Annotated in this window: 20 protein-coding genes; 12 read left to right on the top strand and 8 right to left on the bottom strand. The window is 54.1% G+C overall.

Going from position 1 to position 18,701, the window contains the following annotated elements; translation table 11 throughout:
- Positions 1-9: 9 nt before the first annotated feature.
- The 7 genes from ACDO57_RS04995 (at position 10) to ACDO57_RS05025 (ending at position 5,221) form a co-directional block, all read left to right on the top strand.
- Entirely contained in the window at positions 10-519 is a 510-nt protein-coding gene (locus ACDO57_RS04995) for a GNAT family N-acetyltransferase (RefSeq protein ID WP_008501765.1), read from the top strand.
- A gap of 9 nt (positions 520-528) precedes the next feature.
- Complete coding sequence (locus ACDO57_RS05000) at positions 529-1,455, top strand: amino acid ABC transporter permease (RefSeq protein WP_023327573.1); 927 nt, start codon at positions 529-531, stop codon at positions 1,453-1,455.
- Positions 1,439-2,212, top strand: coding sequence for an amino acid ABC transporter ATP-binding protein (locus ACDO57_RS05005; RefSeq protein ID WP_024909602.1), 774 nt, complete (start codon positions 1,439-1,441; stop codon positions 2,210-2,212). Before ACDO57_RS05000 ends, ACDO57_RS05005 begins: the two co-directional genes overlap by 17 nt.
- A gap of 9 nt (positions 2,213-2,221) precedes the next feature.
- On the top strand, positions 2,222-3,109 hold the full coding sequence (locus tag ACDO57_RS05010; RefSeq protein WP_248271943.1) for an ABC transporter substrate-binding protein: 888 nt from the start codon (positions 2,222-2,224) through the stop codon (positions 3,107-3,109).
- Positions 3,110-3,150: 41 nt separating this feature from the next.
- On the top strand, positions 3,151-3,768 hold the full coding sequence (locus ACDO57_RS05015; protein ID WP_370883596.1) for a glutathione S-transferase family protein: 618 nt from the start codon (positions 3,151-3,153) through the stop codon (positions 3,766-3,768).
- Positions 3,769-3,805: 37 nt separating this feature from the next.
- Positions 3,806-4,036, top strand: coding sequence for a tautomerase PptA (gene pptA, locus ACDO57_RS05020; RefSeq protein ID WP_024909599.1), 231 nt, complete (start codon positions 3,806-3,808; stop codon positions 4,034-4,036).
- A gap of 183 nt (positions 4,037-4,219) precedes the next feature.
- Positions 4,220-5,221, top strand: a complete 1,002-nt coding sequence (locus ACDO57_RS05025) for a Kdo(2)-lipid IV(A) acyltransferase (protein ID WP_370883597.1) — start codon at positions 4,220-4,222, stop codon at positions 5,219-5,221.
- Between the two features lie 44 nt (positions 5,222-5,265).
- Here ACDO57_RS05025 and ACDO57_RS05030 read toward each other — a convergent pair whose 3' ends face one another.
- Both ACDO57_RS05030 and ACDO57_RS05035 read right to left on the bottom strand, forming a co-directional pair.
- A complete protein-coding gene (locus ACDO57_RS05030; protein ID WP_370883598.1) occupies positions 5,266-6,951 on the bottom strand; it encodes an NAD-dependent malic enzyme in 1,686 nt (561 codons plus the stop codon).
- Positions 6,952-6,982: 31 nt separating this feature from the next.
- Complete coding sequence (locus ACDO57_RS05035; protein WP_024909596.1) at positions 6,983-7,930, bottom strand: AEC family transporter; 948 nt, start codon at positions 7,928-7,930, stop codon at positions 6,983-6,985.
- Positions 7,931-8,335: 405 nt separating this feature from the next.
- Here ACDO57_RS05035 and ACDO57_RS05040 point away from each other — a divergent pair, with 405 nt between their 5' ends.
- Positions 8,336-9,667 (top strand): 2-hydroxycarboxylate transporter family protein, encoded by a 1,332-nt coding sequence (locus ACDO57_RS05040; protein WP_033145663.1) that lies wholly within the window; start codon positions 8,336-8,338, stop codon positions 9,665-9,667.
- 121 nt (positions 9,668-9,788) lie between these two features.
- The gene (locus ACDO57_RS05045) at positions 9,789-10,424 is read left to right on the top strand and encodes a helix-turn-helix domain-containing protein (RefSeq protein WP_248164773.1); all 636 of its coding nucleotides are present in this window, start codon (positions 9,789-9,791) and stop codon (positions 10,422-10,424) included.
- Between the two features lie 27 nt (positions 10,425-10,451).
- Here ACDO57_RS05045 and ACDO57_RS05050 read toward each other — a convergent pair whose 3' ends face one another.
- Positions 10,452-11,930: a PLP-dependent aminotransferase family protein gene (locus ACDO57_RS05050; RefSeq protein WP_370883599.1), complete on the bottom strand. Its 1,479-nt coding sequence runs from the start codon at positions 11,928-11,930 to the stop codon at positions 10,452-10,454.
- Between the two features lie 164 nt (positions 11,931-12,094).
- Here ACDO57_RS05050 and ACDO57_RS05055 point away from each other — a divergent pair, with 164 nt between their 5' ends.
- A complete protein-coding gene (locus ACDO57_RS05055; RefSeq protein ID WP_370883600.1) occupies positions 12,095-12,550 on the top strand; it encodes an N-acetyltransferase family protein in 456 nt (151 codons plus the stop codon).
- A 58-nt stretch (positions 12,551-12,608) separates the two neighbouring features.
- Here ACDO57_RS05055 and ACDO57_RS05060 read toward each other — a convergent pair whose 3' ends face one another.
- Complete coding sequence (locus ACDO57_RS05060; protein ID WP_024909591.1) at positions 12,609-12,911, bottom strand: helix-turn-helix transcriptional regulator; 303 nt, start codon at positions 12,909-12,911, stop codon at positions 12,609-12,611.
- Between the two features lie 160 nt (positions 12,912-13,071).
- Between ACDO57_RS05060 and fusA the strand changes: the two genes are divergently transcribed.
- The gene (gene fusA, locus ACDO57_RS05065; protein ID WP_370883601.1) at positions 13,072-15,171 is read left to right on the top strand and encodes an elongation factor G; all 2,100 of its coding nucleotides are present in this window, start codon (positions 13,072-13,074) and stop codon (positions 15,169-15,171) included.
- Positions 15,172-15,248: 77 nt separating this feature from the next.
- Here the strand turns inward: fusA and ACDO57_RS05070 are convergent, their stop codons facing one another.
- From ACDO57_RS05070 to ACDO57_RS05080, 3 genes are all read right to left on the bottom strand, one after another.
- The gene (locus ACDO57_RS05070; protein ID WP_061715058.1) at positions 15,249-15,674 is read right to left on the bottom strand and encodes a DUF3828 domain-containing protein; all 426 of its coding nucleotides are present in this window, start codon (positions 15,672-15,674) and stop codon (positions 15,249-15,251) included.
- A complete protein-coding gene (locus tag ACDO57_RS05075; protein WP_233100900.1) occupies positions 15,674-16,036 on the bottom strand; it encodes a CHAP domain-containing protein in 363 nt (120 codons plus the stop codon). Before ACDO57_RS05075 ends, ACDO57_RS05070 begins: the two co-directional genes overlap by 1 nt.
- A 126-nt stretch (positions 16,037-16,162) precedes the next feature.
- Positions 16,163-16,735, bottom strand: coding sequence for a flavin reductase family protein (locus tag ACDO57_RS05080; protein ID WP_248237736.1), 573 nt, complete (start codon positions 16,733-16,735; stop codon positions 16,163-16,165).
- 108 nt (positions 16,736-16,843) lie between these two features.
- On the opposite strand from ACDO57_RS05080, the gene nhoA reads away from it, so the two are divergent.
- Positions 16,844-17,689 (top strand): N-hydroxyarylamine O-acetyltransferase, encoded by an 846-nt coding sequence (nhoA, locus tag ACDO57_RS05085; RefSeq protein ID WP_370883602.1) that lies wholly within the window; start codon positions 16,844-16,846, stop codon positions 17,687-17,689.
- A gap of 38 nt (positions 17,690-17,727) precedes the next feature.
- Here the strand turns inward: nhoA and ACDO57_RS05090 are convergent, their stop codons facing one another.
- On the bottom strand, positions 17,728-18,657 hold the full coding sequence (locus tag ACDO57_RS05090) for a LysR family transcriptional regulator (protein ID WP_370883603.1): 930 nt from the start codon (positions 18,655-18,657) through the stop codon (positions 17,728-17,730).
- Between the last annotated feature and the right edge of the window lie 44 nt (positions 18,658-18,701).

An 18,701-nucleotide genomic window follows, 5' to 3' on the forward strand; every position in this document is an offset into this window, starting at 1 on the left:
GGAGGCGTGATGAGCGAACGATTTCGTGATGTATCACCGGAAGATGCTGAACTTCAGCCCATTATCGAGGGGTTGTTTGGTGAATATGCCGCCCGCTACGGGGACTACTTCTCTAAAGACGCGGAAGTGGAGCTCACCGAGTGGTATTTAGCGCCGCAGGGGTTGTTTATCGTCCTGGAGCGCGACGGGAAGATTATCGCCACCGGCGCGTACAAACCGTTCGACGAACGCACCGCGGAAATCAAACGCATCTGGACGGACAAAACCCTGCGTCAGCAGGGGCTTGCCGGGCGCGTGGTGCAGGAGCTGGAGCGCAGGGCGGTGCTGGCAGGGTACAGTCAGATCTACCTGACAACCGGCTTTCGTCAGCCGGAGGCGGTCAGGCTCTATCTTAGCCAGGGCTATCAGCCGCAGTTCGATCTGAACCGCGATCCGGAAGAGTACAGCCAGCCGCCGTTTGACGGTCGGCTGCGTTTCACCAAAACGCTGGTACGTGAAGCGTTCAGTAAAACCGCATGAGGAACGACGATGAGCAACGTTGAAACCATTAAGGTGGTCCCGGCGCGTTATCCGCTGCGGGCCGTCGGCGCCGCGGTGGCGCTGTTTGTCCTGGCGGTCGTGATTCAGTCCGTGGCCTTTAACCCGCGCTGGGAGTGGGCGGTGTTCGCCCGCTGGTTCTTCGACCCGGTGATCCTCGAAGGTGTCGGACAGACCCTGCTGCTGACGCTGATCGGCACCGCGCTGAGCGTGGTGTTTGGCGGCATGCTGGCCCTGGCGAGACTCTCTTCATCCTGGCTGCTGAGCAGCCTGGCGTGGGCGTACATCTGGCTGTTTCGGTCGCTGCCGCTGATTGTGGTGCTGATCATTCTGTACAACTTTTCCTATCTCTACGACACGCTCTCGCTCGGCGTGCCGTTCACCGGCATTACCTGGGGCAGCTTTGAAACCATCAACGTGCTGGGACAATTTTCTACCGCCGTGGTGGGGCTAACCCTGGTGCAGAGCGCCTATACCGCTGAGATCATTCGCGGGGGCTTCCTCGGGGTCGATCACGGGCAGTATGAGGCCGCCGCCGCGCTCGGCCTGCCGGCCTGGCGTCGCACGGTGCGCATCATTTTGCCTCAGGCGCTGCGCACCATTCTGCCGTCGGGGTTCAATGAAATCATCAGCCTCGCGAAGGGCACGGCGATGGTGTACGTCCTGGCGATGCCGGAACTGTTCTATACCATCCAGATGATCTACAACCGCACGCAGGAGGTGATCCCGCTGCTGATGGTCGGTGCCGCCTGGTACCTGGCGATCACCACCGTCCTGTCCGCTATCCAGTACGGTGTTGAACGCGCACTTGCCCGCAGCGAACGCCGCTCTGCCGTTAATCAGAACCGTGCCGCCCGTCGTACCCGTTCTGTCACCACCACGCCAGCACAGGAGCCTATCCATGCAAGCCTCTCCTGAAGGACATATTTCGATTACCGGCGTCAGCAAATTTTTTGGCCGCCATAAGGCGCTCGACAACGTTTCGCTTGAGATCCCGCCCGGGTCCGTGACGGTCATTCTCGGGCCGTCCGGGTCAGGCAAATCAACCTTGCTGCGCACCATTAATCACCTGGAGCGCGTCGATGAAGGCTTTATTCAGATCGACGGGGATTACATTGGCTACCGTCGTCAGGGAGACAGGCTCTACGAGCTGAAGGAGAAGGAGATCCTCAAACAGCGCGTCAACGTGGGCTATGTGTTCCAGAACTTCAATCTCTTTCCGCATCTCACGGTGCTGGAAAACCTGATTGAGGCGCCCATTGCGCATAAAAAGCTCAGCAAAAAAGAGGCGGTAGAAAGGGCGTACAGCCTGCTGGACGTGGTCGGGCTGCGGGATAAAGCCGATGCCTGGTCGCGGCATCTCTCCGGCGGGCAACAGCAGCGTATTGCCATTGCCCGTGCGCTGGCGTTACGTCCTCGCGTGATGCTGTTTGATGAACCCACCTCGGCGCTGGATCCGGAGCTGGTAGGGGAAGTGCTGGACGTAATCAAAAAACTGGCCCGGTCCGGGACTACGCTGGTGGTGGTCACTCACGAGATCGGCTTTGCCCGGGAAGTGGCGGATCAGGTGGTGTTTATGGTAGACGGAAAAATTGTCGAGCAGGGAAGCAGTGACGAGGTATTAAACCGTCCGTCACATGCGCGAACGCGCCAGTTCCTGTCAAAAGTGCTGTAAGGAGCGCAGATGAAATATGGACTTCTGGCGGGGCTGGTCTTCACGACGGTGAGCCACGCCAGCATTGATTTGAAAGCTAACGAACAGCCGCTGCCGGTGACGGTGGATCGGCAGGCCGTGGCGAAGATCCCCGCCGGTTACAAATTCGTGGAGCCGGGTACGCTGACGGTCGCCGTCTCAATGCTGAACTCCCCGCCGCTGGCGCTGCTGGCCAGCGATAACCGTACGCGCATTGGCAGCGACCCGGATATCGCCCGCCTGCTGGCGGGCAGCCTGGGGCTGAAGCTGAAGCTGGTGCCGACGGCGTGGGAAGACTGGCCGCTGGGGATCGCCTCCGGGCGCTACGACGTGGCGCTGGTGAACATTGCGGTGACCGAACAGCGTAAAGAGAAGTTTGATTTTGCGACCTACCGCGTCGACTCGCTGGCGTTTTCGGTGAAATCCACCAGTGAGATCCAGTCAATCAAAAGCGCGGAAGATCTGGCCGGGAAAAGGGTGATTGTCGGCTCCGGTACGAATCAGGAACGCATTCTGCTGGGCTGGAACGAAGAGAATAAAAAGGCGGGGCGCGAGCCTGCGCTGCCGGTTTATCTCCACGATGATGCTTCGGGCAATCTCTATATCCAGTCCGGCAGGGCGGATGTGTTCTTTGGCCCTCAGTCGGTTTCAGCCTATAAAGCGGCACTCACAGGTAAAACCCGCGTGGTCGGTTTAGGGCCGAAAAAAGCCTATGTCGCGACCACGACCAAAAAAGGCAATGAGCTGGTGTACGCGTTACAGGCGGCGCTGGACGGCGCGATCAAGCGGGGAGATTACCAGAAGGTGCTGGCGCGCTGGGGCGAGCAGGGGGAAGCGGTGGCACAGTCGGAGGTCAACCCGCCTGGGATAACCTACTAATGGTGCTCTACACTTAGGATTTTCACTCCTGAGGGGGCAACATGATTAAACTCTATGGCGTACCCGGCTGGGGCTCGGCGATCGGTGAAGTGATGCTTACCCTGGCTGATATCCCTTATCAATTTATCAACGTGGACGGGTTTGACCAGCCCGGCCCGCAGCGTGAGCTCCTGCAAAAGCTCAACCCGCTGTGTCAGGTGCCGACGCTGGCGCTGGAAAATGGCTCCATCATGACCGAAACGGCGGCGATTGCCCTGATGGTGCTCGACAGATGTCCCGACCTTGCTCCGCCCGTGGGGCAGGCCGAACGCCAGCAGTTTCAGCGTCTGCTGATCTGGTTTGTGGCCAACGTCTATCCAACATTTACGTATGCAGACTATCCGGAACGCTGGGTGCCGGATGCGCCGGAACAGCTGCAGAAAAACTGCATCGCATACCGGAAATCCCTCTATTTGTGGTTCGAAAGTCAGCTTAAGGCCGCCCCGTTTGCGCTGGGGGAAAGGCTGACGCTGCTGGATGTGTATATTGCGGTGGCGCGCACCTGGGGGCCTCGTCACGCCTGGTTTGCCGAAAACACCCCTAAATTCACGGCAATTGCGGACACCGTATGTCAGCTACCGGAACTGCACAAGGTGTTAAAGGCAAACAATATTATCTGATAACGTGTAACCCACATTCACAACCGGAAGCCTGCACATGCCACACGTAGATATCAAATGTTTTCCCCGTGATTTGAACGACGAACAAAAAACGGCCCTGGCGGCGGATATTGCCGACGTGATTATTCGCCATTTCAACAGCAAAGACAGTTCCGTGTCGGTGGCGTTGAACCAGATCGCGCCTGAAGACTGGAAGGCGCAGGTCTGGGATACCGAAATTGGACCGAAGCTGGAGGAGCTTATTAAGAAGCCCGGGTATTCGATGTAAGATCTTTGCCGGGGAGCGAATAAGTCCTCCCCGGCTTGTTTTCCCGTTTTTCGCAAAAATCGATAAAAATGCGTTTTGTCTTATCCGCTACACTTAACGTTTCTGGCTGACATATTATTAATCCTTAGGAAAGATCTTCAACAGAATCAATTAAGGACAGACACGTTAAAGGATAATTTTCTGATGACAAAATTACCCCGTTTTTCATTCGCCTTTCTTCATCCCCGTTACTGGCTAAGCTGGGCCGGCATTGCCGCGCTGTGGCTCATCATGCTGCTCCCTTATCCGCTTCTGTTCAGAATCGGTCATTGCCTTGGTCGACTGGCGATGCGCCTGCTTCCCCGCCGCGTCGAAATTGCCCGCCGCAACCTGGAGCTTTGTTTCCCGGAGATGAAAAAGGCGGAGCGAGAGTCATTGCTGCAGCTTAATTTTGAATCGGTAGGAATGGGGGTGATCGAGACCGGGATGGCATGGTTCTGGCCCGAGTGGCGGGTGAAGAAATACTTTACCGTGCGGGGTTATGAGCACATGGAAAAGGCCAGGGCGCAGGGAAAGGGCGTGGTGCTGGTGGGGATGCATTTTCTGACGCTTGAGCTGGGCGCGCGGATATTTGGCATGCTTAACCCGGGTATCGGGGTGTATCGTCCTAATAATAATGCCCTGCTGGACTGGCTTCAGACGCGCGGGCGCCTGCGTTCCAATAAAACCATGCTCGATCGTCATGATTTAAAGGGCATGATCCGCTCGCTGAAGCAAAATGAAATTTTGTGGTACGCCCCGGACCATGACTATGGCAAAACCAATAGCGTATTTGTGCCGTTCTTTGCGGTGCCGGATGCTGCGACGACCGCTGGAAGCTATATGCTGGTCAAAAGCGCTAAGCCTGCCGTCATTCCCTTTGTGCCGCGCCGTAAGGCGGATGGCACCGGTTACGAGCTGATCATTCTGGACGATATCAGCGAGGCGTTGCAGGGCGGCGATAAAGAAGCCGTGGCGACGCAGATGAACAGGGCGATTGAACACGCTGTACGGATGGCGCCAGAACAGTATATGTGGCTGCACCGGCGCTTCAAAACGCGTCCTGAAGGTGTACCTGACCGGTATGGCCGCCGCAAGAGCGTGGCACCACGGGGTGATATTATCTCCGCCAGCGATTTTTCTGACCGATCAGGCATACAGCACTAAAGCCTCAGCGATGCCCTCACCCTGCGGTGAGGGCATGACCGTCGCTACAGCGCGGATCGGCGGTACGGCGCATAGTCCGCCTGCCACCAGGTCTTCTCGATACGCGCCATCAACGTCTCATCATCTATCGCCGGTGCCACGCCCTGTTCAATCGCAGCCCGGGCGACGGCGACGGCAATCTGGCGTGAGACCGTTTCAATCTGATCTACCGGCGGCAGCAATCCACCTTTTTCCGTGGTGACCAGAGGAGACTGCGCGGCCAGGCTGCGGCTAGCTGCCATCAGCATCTCTTCCGTGACCCGGCGCGCGTTACAGGCCAGAACGCCCAGCCCCAGACCAGGGAAGATATAGGCGTTGTTACACTGGGCAATCTCGTAGTGTGCATTCTCCCAGAATACCGGCGCGAACGGACTGCCGGTGGCCACCAGCGCGGCTCCCTGGGTCCAGGCGATAAGATCCTGAGGCTGGGCCTCCGCCCGCGACGTCGGGTTTGAGAGCGGCATGATAATCGGACGCGGGCAGTGGCGATGCATCTCTTTGACAATCTCTTCGCTGAACAGCCCCGGCTGGCCTGAAACGCCGATCATCACCGTAGGATGCGCGTTCTTAACCACGTCCAGCAGGGAAATATTCTTCGCCTCTACCTGCCAGCGGCTAACGGCGTCGCGCGCGGTAAGCAGGTTTTTCTGGAAATCGAGCAGGTTGGTCATGTCGTCGGTCAGCAGACCGAAGCGATCGACCATGAAGATCCGGCTGCGCGCTTCGGACTCGCTCAGGCCGTCATCCACCATCAGCGCCACAATTTTTTCAGCGATCCCGCACCCGGCAGAACCACTGCCCAGGAAGACAACGCGCTGATCGCGAATGCGGGTGCCTGCCGCATGGGCCGCCGCCATCAGCGTACCTGAGGTGACCGCTGCCGTGCCCTGGATATCATCATTGAAGCAGCACAGCTGGTCGCGGTAGCGCTGGAGCAGGCGGGTGGCGTTTTTCTGCGCAAAGTCTTCAAACTGCAGGAGAACGTTGGGCCAGCGTGCTTTCACGGTGCTGACAAACATATCCATAAACTCAGCGTATTGGTCGTCGCTGATGCGCGGATGACGCCAGCCCATGTACATCGGGTCGTCGAGGTGTTGCTGATTATTGGTGCCGACATCCAGCATAATCGGGAGGGTGGAGGCCGGATGGATCCCTCCGCAGGCGGTATAGAGCGACAGCTTGCCAATCGGAATGCCCATACCGCCGATACCCTGGTCGCCAAGCCCTAAAATACGTTCCCCGTCCGTCACCACAATCACGCGAACGTCGTTGCGTGAAAAGCTTTGCAGCATCTCATCAATACGATGACGGTTAGGCCATGAAATAAACAAGCCGCGCGCGCGGCGATAAATCGTAGAGAAATGCTCGCAGGCTTCACCGACCGTCGGGGTATAGATAATCGGTAACGTCTCTTTCAGATGCGAACGCAAGAGATTGTAAAAGAGAGTTTCATTGGTGTCCTGAATATTTCGCAGGTAAACATGACGCGAGATATCGCTTTTAAAATGACAGAACTGTACCCAGGCGCGCTCGGTTTGTTCTTCAATAGTTTCAACGTTGTGCGGCAATAACCCATGCAGATTAAAATTATCACGCTCTTCTTTAATAAAAGCGAGTCCTTTATTTAATAGCGGATTCTCCAGCAATACGGCCCCATTGTAAGGGGTGTACAGAACTTCTTTCCGGGACATGGTTAACTCCTGAATTTTTATATAAAACAGATTAAGAGATGAAATAGATCATAATGCCTTCGGTCACGACCCCGACGGCAGTACCAATTAATATGGAAGAGGATGCGGTATCAATATAGGTGTCGCTGCGTAAAGCAAACATCCCCGCGGCAATAGCGGAAGGCGTTGCGCCAATAATTACGACCTGCTGCAGTAAGGTATGACTCAGGCCAAAGGCGATCCCTGCGGCGGCCATCATTGCCGGCTGAATCAGGTTTTTAATACTGATATTGGTAAATGTCTGCACGTTCAGTTTTGGACGTTCACCGTAAAACAGCAGGCCGAGGGCAAACAGGGACAGTCCGCCGGAAACCTTGCCAACCATCTCAATAGGCATGCTGAGAATGGAAGGGATTTGCACACCGGCGAGACTGAGCAAGACGCCGGAGACCGGGATCCAGACGATAGGGTTGCGAGCCGCTTTGATGAGGTTTTGTACGATCATCGCCCCCGGGTGCAGCGCCTCCAGGCCATCATGACCGTTTTTATCACCCATACGAATCAGGACGATAGTCAGAGGGATCATGATAACGCTGGTGATAATGTTACCTATCAGCACACCGATAAATCCTTCCGGCCCAATCAATACCGCCAGGACCGGCGCGCCAAAGTAGGCCATATCAGGAAAGGCGCAAACCAGAGACTGAATGGCGCTGGTTTTGATATCGTGGCGAAAAACATAGCGTGAAATAAACAGCGTCAGTAAATACGACCCCATTAAACCGACAACCAGGACGGCCATAAAGGTCAGGTTTTTAATTTTATTGGGATCGGTATGCAATGCACCAATGAAAAGATGAAAAGGAAGGGCGAAACGAATCACCACGGTTGCCATGACGTTTGCATCTTCACGCCGGGAATATCCCAGCTTTCCACTTAGCCATCCAAGTAACATAATAAAGACGAGCGGAAACAGTGACTGTAATAGTAATGAAGGCATAGTATTTCCTGTAGGGTATTTTATGTGTTTTATTGCAGCGCTAATCTAGCGCTTAGATAGCAGGGCAGGAGTGACAAGTGTCACACTCTCTCTGGTTTTATTAATTTCAAAAAGATTGCATTAGTTGGATAAGTAATGCTTGCGTTAAAAATTGATAAGACGCAAGAATGCGATATGAGTTGCGATAAATAACTTTAGTTACTAAACGCTGAATTAAGTTATTTAAAGGCAAAGAGCCGAATTGTTCACATTTCTCCCTGCAGGCCCGTGATAATTTCACCCTGAGCCTGTTTTTAGAAAAGGCCATCTAAATCATTATTTATATTTAAGAACATTTTTTCGTATCAGGAATAGTTTCAGTTATTCCTTTCTCTGTATATCCGAACACAATTTTCAGGTGATTATATGAAAGATAATCCTGTACCGACTTCTGAGCTGTCTACCTCGCGTTTTGCCTTTGGGCTCAACAATACCGAGGTGGGCACGGTCCCGCTGATGCTGTTCGTCGGGATTGCCGCGATTGTGGCGACATCCGCCTGGGCAGGGCTGCTGCCAAAAAATATGATAGGTGGCCTCGCGGTGATCATGACCCTCGGTTTCGCGTTTGCGAAAGTAGGGCGTCAAATCCCGGTGCTGAAAGATATCGGCGGCCCGGCTATCCTGTGCCTGATGGTGCCCTCCGTGCTGGTCTATTTTGGCGTATTCGGGAAACATACCCTTGATACCGTGCATCTGCTGATGAAAGAGGCGAACCTGCTCTATTTCGTGATTGCCTGCCTGGTGGTCGGCAGCATTCTGGGGATGAACCGGGTGCTGCTGATCCAGGGGATGATGCGCATGTTTGTTCCGCTGGTGGCGGGAACATGCATGGCCGTGCTGAGCGGCCTCATTGTGGGCTCACTGTTTGGTTATACGCCTTACCACACCTTCTTCTTCATCATTGTGCCCATCATTGGCGGCGGAATTGGCGAGGGCATTTTGCCGCTGTCCCTGGCCTATTCGGCAATACTGGGGCAGACGCCGGACGTCTACGTTGCACAGCTGGCACCCGCTGCGGTCGTCGGGAATATCTTCGCCATTATTTGTGCGGGCTCGCTGGCGCGTCTTGGCGCGAAACGTCCTGCGCTTTCGGGAAATGGCATGCTCACGCGGAGTAAAGACGACGCCAGCCTGTTTGCCGGGGCGCAAAGCACACAGCAGACGGATTTTCATCTGATGGGCGGCGGGTTACTGATGGTGTGCGCGTTTTTCATCGTCGGCGGATTGTTTGAAAAACTGGTCCACATTCCCGGACCGGTGCTGATGATCCTGATTGCTGTTCTGTGTAAATACTTCAGGGTGATCCCGGCCTCAATGGAGCAGGGCGCGCACAGTTGCTATAAATTCGTCTCGGCTGCGCTGGTCTGGCCGCTGATGATCGGCCTCGGGATGTTATACGTACCGCTTGAGAGCGTGGTGTCGGTCTTCTCGGTGGGATACGTGGTGGTATGCGGTTCGGTTGTGATTGCGATGGCGCTGAGCGGCTACTTTATCGCGTCGCGTCTGAATATGTATCCTGTGGAAGCGGCCATTGTGACCTGCTGCCACAGCGGGCTGGGCGGAACGGGGGACGTGGCCATTTTGTCCGCGTCTAATCGGATGTCGCTCATGCCGTTCGCGCAGATCGCCACCCGCATCGGCGGTGCTTCGACGGTGATTTTCGCCACGCTGCTGATGGGCTGGATTATGGCGCACTGATTCGAAACGTCAGGATACTGAATCGCAACGACATTTTCAGGATGTCGCTGCGGTTCAGTCCTTTATAAATATCACCGTACTGTATAGAATTACCGCATCCACAGCGACGGGATACCACATGATGACCGGAAGAGTTGATTATCAGATTGAAAAATATCTCCTTACCGAAGCCGCCGAGCCGGAGCGCCTGACGCGCCAGTGGGCGGAGGTGATGGAAGAGTGTCGTGAGCAAAAGTCCGGGGCAGAGGAGCGGTTGCGTCTCGCGTTGCTTAATGTGGATTACGTCACCAGCTTCGAGCTGCCCTTCAGGCTACTTCTCACCCGTGCGCCCCAGTTAATAGATGTTGCCAGAAAAGAGCTTCAGCTCAGTCAGAAAAATGTTCTGTTTAACGGCAAGCGCTTTGGCTGCGTCTATAGCCTGAAAAGGGATCTCGATGGAATACCTGACGAGTTTACCTATCAGCTGAAAACGCGGATCCAGCGCAGTGACGCGACAGGATGTAATGAAGTGCCTTACAGGCAAATTGCCCAGCAGGTCAAAGCCCCAAAGGAACGTCTCAAGCTGGCGCTGGAAAACGGCCTGTCTGTGACTGCACTTGACGGGCTTTTCTGGTTTGGCATTCAGCGCATTGCGGCGGATGTACAGAGGTTAAGGAAAATGGGCGTGAGAATTGTGACGTCGGAGACCGAAGTCTTTGATACGCTGACAAAGACCAGCCGACGGATCCCCGTATATAGCCTTGCTCGCCCGGAATGAGTATTCGCCGCTGAGCGGTCGACTGCATCAAACATGACGGAAAATGGCGGCCAGTTTTTTTACAGCGTCTTCTATTTCCCTTTCCGTGTAAGCAGCAAATCCCATCAAAAAACCGGTGGACGCGGGGGGACCTGCATATAAATCGGTAAGCCCAAGTATATCAACACCCGCACGGCGGGCGGCGGTGGCTATCTCTTTCTCGGATATTCCGTGCTTGAGGTGACAAGGCATTTGCATTCCCCCCGCAGGCGTTTCAGAGGCAACATACTCAGAAAGATACGCATCCATCAGGCTTGCCAGCGTGTCGCGACGAGCAACATAAATTCCCCGCATCTTACGAACATAGGCACCAAAATGGCCTCCCTCCAGAAATTTAGCCAGCGTCAGCTGGGTTATTGAGGCGGTGTGACCATCCATCAATGTCCTCGCCATGGTAAAGGGCTCTGTCAATTCTGAGGGAACGATCATGTAGGCAATACGCAGCCCAGGGAACAGAGACTTGGTGAACGTGCCGATATAAATTGTCCGGTTGTACGTATCAAGCCCCTGAAGACTGGCCATAGGCTTACCTTCGTAGTGAAACTCACTGTCATAGTCATCCTCAATGATCCAGGCCCCGTAACGGTTTGCCCATTTGACAACTGACAGTCGTCGGTCAAGAGAGAGCGTCACCCCGGTAGGGTACTGATGAGAAGGCGTAAGGTATATCGCCCTGGCTGGCTCGGTCAGAGAATTAAGACCGTCAACCGAGATGCCTTTTTCATCAAGAGGAACCGGAATGCAGCGAAGTCCTGCGGCGTTGAACGCTTTGTGTGCCCCTTGATAGGAGGGATCTTCAATGACAATGCCGTCTCCGGCATCCATCAGCACGTGGGAACAGAGCGCAAGCGCCTGTTGAGAACTTGTCAGAACGATGATCTGTTCTGCCCTCGCACGCGTCCCGCGCTCAAGGTTGACATATTCCGCAATGGCCCGTCGCAGGTGCTCTATACCCTGTGGTGGACTTTGCTCTAATGCCTGATGCTGAAACTCCTTCAGGACCTGTCGCTGAAGACGCTCCCAGGTTGAAATGGGAAACATGCGGGTTTCTGGAATGCCGGGCGCAAGGGGACGAGGGGAGGAAAATTCGCGGATCCCGCCGCTTTCATAAACGATCTTACCTCGGACGCTGAGTTTTGCTTTTCGTATCTCAGCGGTTGGCTGATGCTGTCGAGGACGGGATTTTAAAAAGCGCGCGCTGGAAGAGACGAAGCTCCCTCTGCCTGTTTGTCTCTCAATAAACCCTTCGGCATGCAGGCTGGAGTAGGCCACTTCTATGGTATCCCGGGAAACGCTGAGAGAAGCCGCCAGAGCGCGTGAAGCAGGAAGGGCCTTACCGTGAGATAATACCCCTTCCAGTATCAGCGTCCGTATTGCTCTCTGGATCCTTTCATGAAGCGGTAGCGATCCGTTAGCGGGGTCGATAATCCATGCCTTAACCGTTTCAAGCTGCGCGTACTTAAACATTACGTTGTCCACTTTTCCTCTGTGTCTCTTGATTCTAAAGCAATACTGCATGCAGCAGGATGAAAAATTGGTCTGCTTTGATGTCGAGAATTGGCGGGGCAAAACGTGCCATTCAGCGAATACACTCTTCCTGAAACGAATAAACGGGTGAGAGAAGAGGCAATATGAACAATACGATCGTGACAATTGAGGCAGTTAAAGAACGTGATTTTGAAAGCTGGATGCCACTATGGGGAAAATATCAGGCGTTTTACCACGTCGATCTGTCCGGGGCGATTACAGAACGAACCTGGCAACGATTTTTCAGCCCCGTTGAGCCGCTATTCTGCGTGGTGGCACGATGTAATCGAGAAATAGTGGGTTTTGCGCATTATCTCTTTCACCGTTCGACCTGGGCTGAGAGCGATTACTGCTACCTCGAAGATTTATATGTCTGCGAAGCTGTCAGGGGCAAACATATTGGCAAACAGTTAATAGAATATGTTCAGAGAGAAGCCAGAAAACATCATGCCAGTCATCTTTACTGGCATACGCATGAAGCCAACTATCGCGGGCAACGATTGTATGACTGGATTGCGAAAAAAAGTGGAATGATTGAATATCGTATGCAGGTAAGGTAAATCCCTTTGCTGACGATATGCCCCTTACATCATTAAGGGGCTTTAACCCGATATGCTCTTATGATTTAGCCTGTAAAAGTATCGCCATCAGCCCCGGAAAGCGGGCATCCAGATCCTCTCTGCGCAATGAAATCATGTTTTCTCGTCCCTGCGGACGCTGCCAGATCACGCCGCTGTCGCGCAATACGCGCCAGTGATGGGTCATCGTAGACTTCACCACATCTTCCGGGCGCAGCGCGTTACAGCTGAGTTCGCTGCCATCGGCCAGCCGGCGAATTATCGACAGCCGGAGCGGGTTGCCGAGGGCAAACAGCACATTTTCCAGCAGTATTTGTTCAGTTTCAGGGTGGTTTGGGATCATCGTTTTCCTGCGTATGGCGTCAGATTGAGCTATATCAACAATAGGTCAACCGTTAAAAAATAGTTCGATAATACTCGTACAATAGGACTATTATAGCAAACGAACGAATGCACGACCATCCTGGTCGTCACAGACAAGTCATAAGACTTAAGGAAATATCATGCCCCGACCCATCCCTCTCGAACGTTATCGCAACATCGGTATCTCCGCGCATATCGATGCCGGTAAAACCACCACCACTGAGCGCATCCTGTTTTATACCGGGATGAGCCACAAGCTGGGTGAAGTACACGATGGCGCGGCAACCACTGACTGGATGGCGCAGGAGCAAGAGCGCGGGATTACGATTACCTCCGCGGCGGTCAGCTGCTTCTGGCCGGGTATGGACAGAGGATATGAGCCGCACCGGATCAACATCATCGACACCCCGGGGCACGTGGATTTCACCATTGAAGTAGAACGTTCCATGCGCGTACTCGACGGTGCCGTGATGGTGTATGACTCCGTGGGCGGCGTGCAGCCGCAGTCAGAAACCGTCTGGCGTCAGGCCAATAAATATCACGTTCCGCGACTGGCCTTCGTCAACAAAATGGACCGTCCGGGTGCCGATTTCTTCCGCGTCGTGCGGATGATGCAGGAACGCCTGAAGGCCAATCCGGTGCCGATTGTCATCCCGGTGGGTGCTGAAGATCACTTCACCGGCGTGGTGGATCTCATCAAGATGCGCACCATTCTGTGGGACGATGCGACGCAGGGCATGGTGTTTACCTATGCGCCCGTGCCGGATGATTTAGTCAGCACCGCCCAGGAATGGCGGGAAAAAATGGTCTCTGCGGCGGCGGAAGCCAGCGATGAACTGATGGATAAGTACCTGGAGACGGGCGACCTGACGGAAGCGGAAATCATCAAAGGGTTGCGTATTCGCACCATCTCGGGCGAAATCCAGCCGATGCTGTGCGGCAGCGCGTTCAAGAATAAAGGCGTACAGCGCATGCTCGATGCGGTTATTGAGCTCATGCCGTCGCCGCTGGACGTGCCGGCCATTGATGGCGTGGATGAAAAAGGGCAGCATGCGGAGCGTCATCCGAGCGATGATGAGCCGTTCTCGGCCCTGGCCTTCAAGCTGATGAGCGACCCGTATGTCGGGCAGCTGACCTTTATCCGCGTGTACTCTGGCGTGCTGCGCAAAGGCGACGCGGTGTACAACCCGGTGAAAGGGAAGAAAGAGCGTATCGGACGTATTGTGCTGATGCATGCCAACGATCGCCACGAGGTGGACGAACTGCGCGCCGGGGATATCGCGGCCTGTGTCGGGCTGAAAGACGTGACCACCGGCGACACGCTTACCGATCCGAACGCCGTCATTACGCTTGAGCGCATGGAGTTCCCGGATCCGGTGATCTCGCTGGCGATTGAGCCGAAAACCAAAGGCGATCAGGAGAAAATGGGGATCGCGCTGCAGCGTCTGGCAGCGGAAGACCCGTCTTTCCGCCTGCATACTGACGAAGAGTCCGGCCAGACCATTATCTCCGGGATGGGTGAGCTACACCTCGAGATTATCGTCGACCGCATGAAACGTGAGTTTGGCGTCGAGGCAAATATCGGTCGTCCGCAGGTGACCTACCGTGAAACCCTGCGTAAAACGGTGAAGGATATCGAAGGCAAATTTGTCCGTCAGTCCGGCGGTAAAGGCCAGTACGGTCATGTGGTGCTGAGCCTGGAGCCGCTGGAGCCCGGAAGTGGTTTTAAATTTGAAGATGCCACTAAGGGCGGCGTGGTGCCGCGCGAGTATATCCCGTCCGTTGAGAAAGGACTGCGGGAAGCAATGAACAGCGGGGTACTGGCGGGCTATCCGGTCGTCGATGTCAAAGCGACGCTGACGTTTGGCTCGTATCACGATGTCGACTCCTCGGAGATGGCCTTCCGCATGGCGGCGATCCTCGCTTTCAAAGAGGGCGCCCGCAGGGCGGATCCGGTGATCCTTGAGCCGATCATGCATGTGGAGGTGGAAACGCCGGAAGAGTACGCCGGTAACATTATGGGCGATCTCTCTTCACGACGCGGCATGGTGCAGGGGATGGCGGAGCAGTACGGCAGCCAGATTATTCGTGCTGACGTGCCGCTGGCAGAGATGTTTGGCTATGCCACGACATTGCGCTCGATGTCCCAGGGACGCGCGACGTATACGATGGAGTTCCATCATTTTGCGGAAGCCCCGCGGAATGTTGCGGATGAGATTATTTCACGACGTGCGAAGTAGTTAATGAATTGCACACGGTAGCCGCTGGGTTACCGTGTGCTTTTGCCGCTGTAGCAGAGGGCTTTCATATCCGATTATTACTTGATCAGCGTGGCCGATCGAACTTTCCATTTCCCTTCTTCCTGAACGAGACAATCTGCTACAACGTGATCTTGTTTCTTACCAAATGCGAGATAGACGTTTGTGCAAACGGCATCAAAATCAGAGTGTAAGACGGTTATCTGATTCCAGTCTTCATCCCAGTCCTGCGATTTGATGAACATATCAGCATCGGGCATGTCTTTTTCGTTACTGTCGCCAGAGTACATTTCTTTAATCGCTGCAATGGTCCCTGAGGCAACATATTCATTCATGATGTCTGGTTTCAGCACCGGCGGTTTGTCCTGATTCAGCTGAGCGATATACCATTGATTGAATTTAAGTGCTGCCTGGTCTGGTGAAGAGATGCTATCTGCGACCGCGAAGGGAGACAGGGCTAAAAGAAAAAAGCAGAGTGTTTTCATTAGTCATGCCTGAACAGTTCGTAATGGGGCTGTATGTTTCGGTAAGCCTGTCCTGGATACAGAGTGCGTTGTACAAAATCACTTATCCATTGCTGACCATCGTATATGCAAACGTGCCCGCTATCGTGACCCACAATATTTTGGATAACGGCTACGTCACCGGCATGAGGTTGATCGTATACCAGGCGGAATCCAGCGTTGACCAATGTACGCCCCATGTCTTTTGCCAGACGCGTATTGGGGATTTTTAATCTTCCCCCCGTTCTGATCGCTTCGGTGACGTAGTGAGCACAATACCCCGTGCTCTTAGGTTGGGCGTGTGATTTGGCATATGAGATTGCGCCATCTTTATTCCATGTCATTGATATTTCCTTAATGCGAGAATGCTAATGCAGCAACTCCGGAAATATCCTCCGTTTTACCACGCAATAGTAAACATAAAATGCCATAGAAATTTAATATAATTCAGTAAGATATCATTTAGAAAATCAATCCAGCGCCTTCACCATCTTCCCACTCGCCACAAATGTCCCGGCTCCAAGATGATGCAGGGTATTCAGCTTATCCTCGTCAAACTGCCAGCGTCCGGCGACAAACGCGCGTTCATCGGCTGCCGCTGAAACCACTTCTCCAAACAGCGTATCGTATTTTTCTGCCGCAGAAGTTACAGGTAATAACCGACACTCCATCCACGCCAGACATTTTTCTTCAATCACCGGCAGGCCAAGTTCAGGACCGTTCACGACCGGGATCCCGTAGCAGTTGAATTTGTCTTCATCGCGCCCGCTGACGCTGCCGACCGCGTAAGTCCAGTTGGCCGCCGCCACGCCGGGGATGACGATGCCAAATTTCCCACTGCGTTCAATCAGCTCGCGCGACCAGGTACTTTTGTCCACCACGATTGCGATGCGCGGCGGCTCAAACTCAACGGGCATTGACCATGCGGCGGCCATCACGTTGCGTCTGTCGAGGCTTTCATCCCGACTGGTGATAAGCACAGTAGGGCCGTGGTTCAGCAGACGGCTGGCATGACGTAATTCAACAGGTCGAAAGTGGCTCATAGGATCTCCTCATCTACATCGATGAGTATGACGAAAAAGCACGTAAATCAAAGTGAGTGCGTAAAATTAGTTTATAAACAGAACATCACAATCAAAGGAAACTGATTAATGTCCCCATTCCTGACCGCCTATTTCGCCCGCATCGGCTGGACGCAACCGACCGCTGTTGATATTGATACCCTGCGCGCGCTGCATTTACATCACAACTGTGCGATCCCTTTTGAGAATATGGATGTCGTTCTGCCACGCGAAATCCAGCTTGACGATCGGTGCCTGGTCGACAAGCTGGTCACCGCCCGTCGCGGAGGATATTGCTTTGAGCAAAACGGCCTGTTTGAGCGGGTATTGCGTGAGGTCGGGTTCACGGTGCGCAGCCTGCTGGGACGGGTGGTATTAGCGAACCCGCCGCAAATGCCGCCGCGCACTCACCGCCTGCTGCTGGTTGAGCTTAACGGCGAGCGCTGGATTGCGGACGTGGGGTTTGGCGGCCAGACGCTGACGGCGCCAATTCGTCTGCTCGCCAGTGAGGAACAGGAAACGCCGCACGGCCTGTATCGTCTGCTGAGCGAGGGTAACGACTGGGTGCTGCAGTTCCGTCACCACGAGCACTGGCAGTCGATGTACCATTTTGACCTGACGACACAGTATTTCAGTGATTACGTGATGGGGAATTTCTGGTCAGCGCACTGGCCGCAGTCGCACTTCCGCCATCATCTGCTGATGTGCCGCCATCTGCCGGACGGCGGCAAGCTGACGCTGACCAACTTTAACTTTACCCACTGGCAGAACGGTCATGTGGAGGAGCAGATCCATTTGTCGGATGCGGAGGCGCTGTATAAGCTGATGCAGGAGCGGTTTGGCCTGGGCGTTGACGATCCTAAGCACGGTTTTTCACTTGCAGAGTTGACGGCGGTGATGGCCGGTTTCGATACACATCCTCAGGCGGGAAAATAATGCGGAAAGGGGCCTCAGCCCCTTTGTCGTATCATGGCTTACAGTTGAGTAAACTTGCCGATCCACGGGCTGTTGTTTTCCGCTGACCACAGCTGAACAAGCAGCTCTCTGAATTTTTCCGCCGCCGGGCTGAGAGGGGTTTCCCGGCGCTGTACCAGCCCCAGCGTTCGTCGGATAACCGGTTCTATCAGCGGGCGGCTGACAAGGACATGATGTTCATCGGTTGGCATCGCCAGACTCGGCACAACAGACACCCCGAGACCCGCCTCTACCATCCCCAGCGACGTTGACAGATGACGCACCTCGTAAAACCAGTTCGGTTTCCAGTCCATCTTTTCGAAAGCCTGATCGATAAGCGAACGGTTTCCGCTGGAGCGCCTGACGCCAATCAGCTTCATGCCAGCCAGATCGTCCCAGGTAACCAACGGTTTTTTTGCCAGCGGATTATCCCGTCGGCATGCCAGGACAAAGGGTTCATTCACCAGCGGCGCAAAATCGATATTGGGATGTGTGATGTTTATCATATTTATGCCGAAATCTGCGTCGCCATTTAATACCGCTTCGAGACAATCGCTGGCGCTGTGCTCAAGTATGCGGATACGAATGTTAGGGTAGTCATTGTTATAATCTCGTATCACGGAAGGCAGAAAATAGAACGCAGCAGTCGGGATACAGGAAACGGTAATAACCCCTGCCTGATGCGTCGCCATCTCTTTGATACTCAGGATCGCGCTTTCATAAAAGTCGATTAAATTCTTTGCCTTAGGTAAAAATTCCCGTCCCACAGTTGTGAGCTTAACGCTGCGCGTGGAACGTTCAAACAGCGTGGTCCCCAGGCTCTCTTCCAGCTTCTGAATTCTGCGTGTTAAAGCTGGTTGTGAAATGTGAAGAAATTGAGACGCTTTTGTAAAGCATCCGATTTCTGCAATTTTTACAAACGCTTGTATTCCCTGTAATTCATGCTGCATATCCGCACCTGATTATTGCTTTCCTAAATCCACGATAACGTAAG

Source organism: Enterobacter cloacae complex sp. 2015409 (assembly GCF_041365315.1).
In the GTDB taxonomy this organism is placed as follows: Bacteria; Pseudomonadota; Gammaproteobacteria; order Enterobacterales; family Enterobacteriaceae; genus Enterobacter; species Enterobacter pseudoroggenkampii.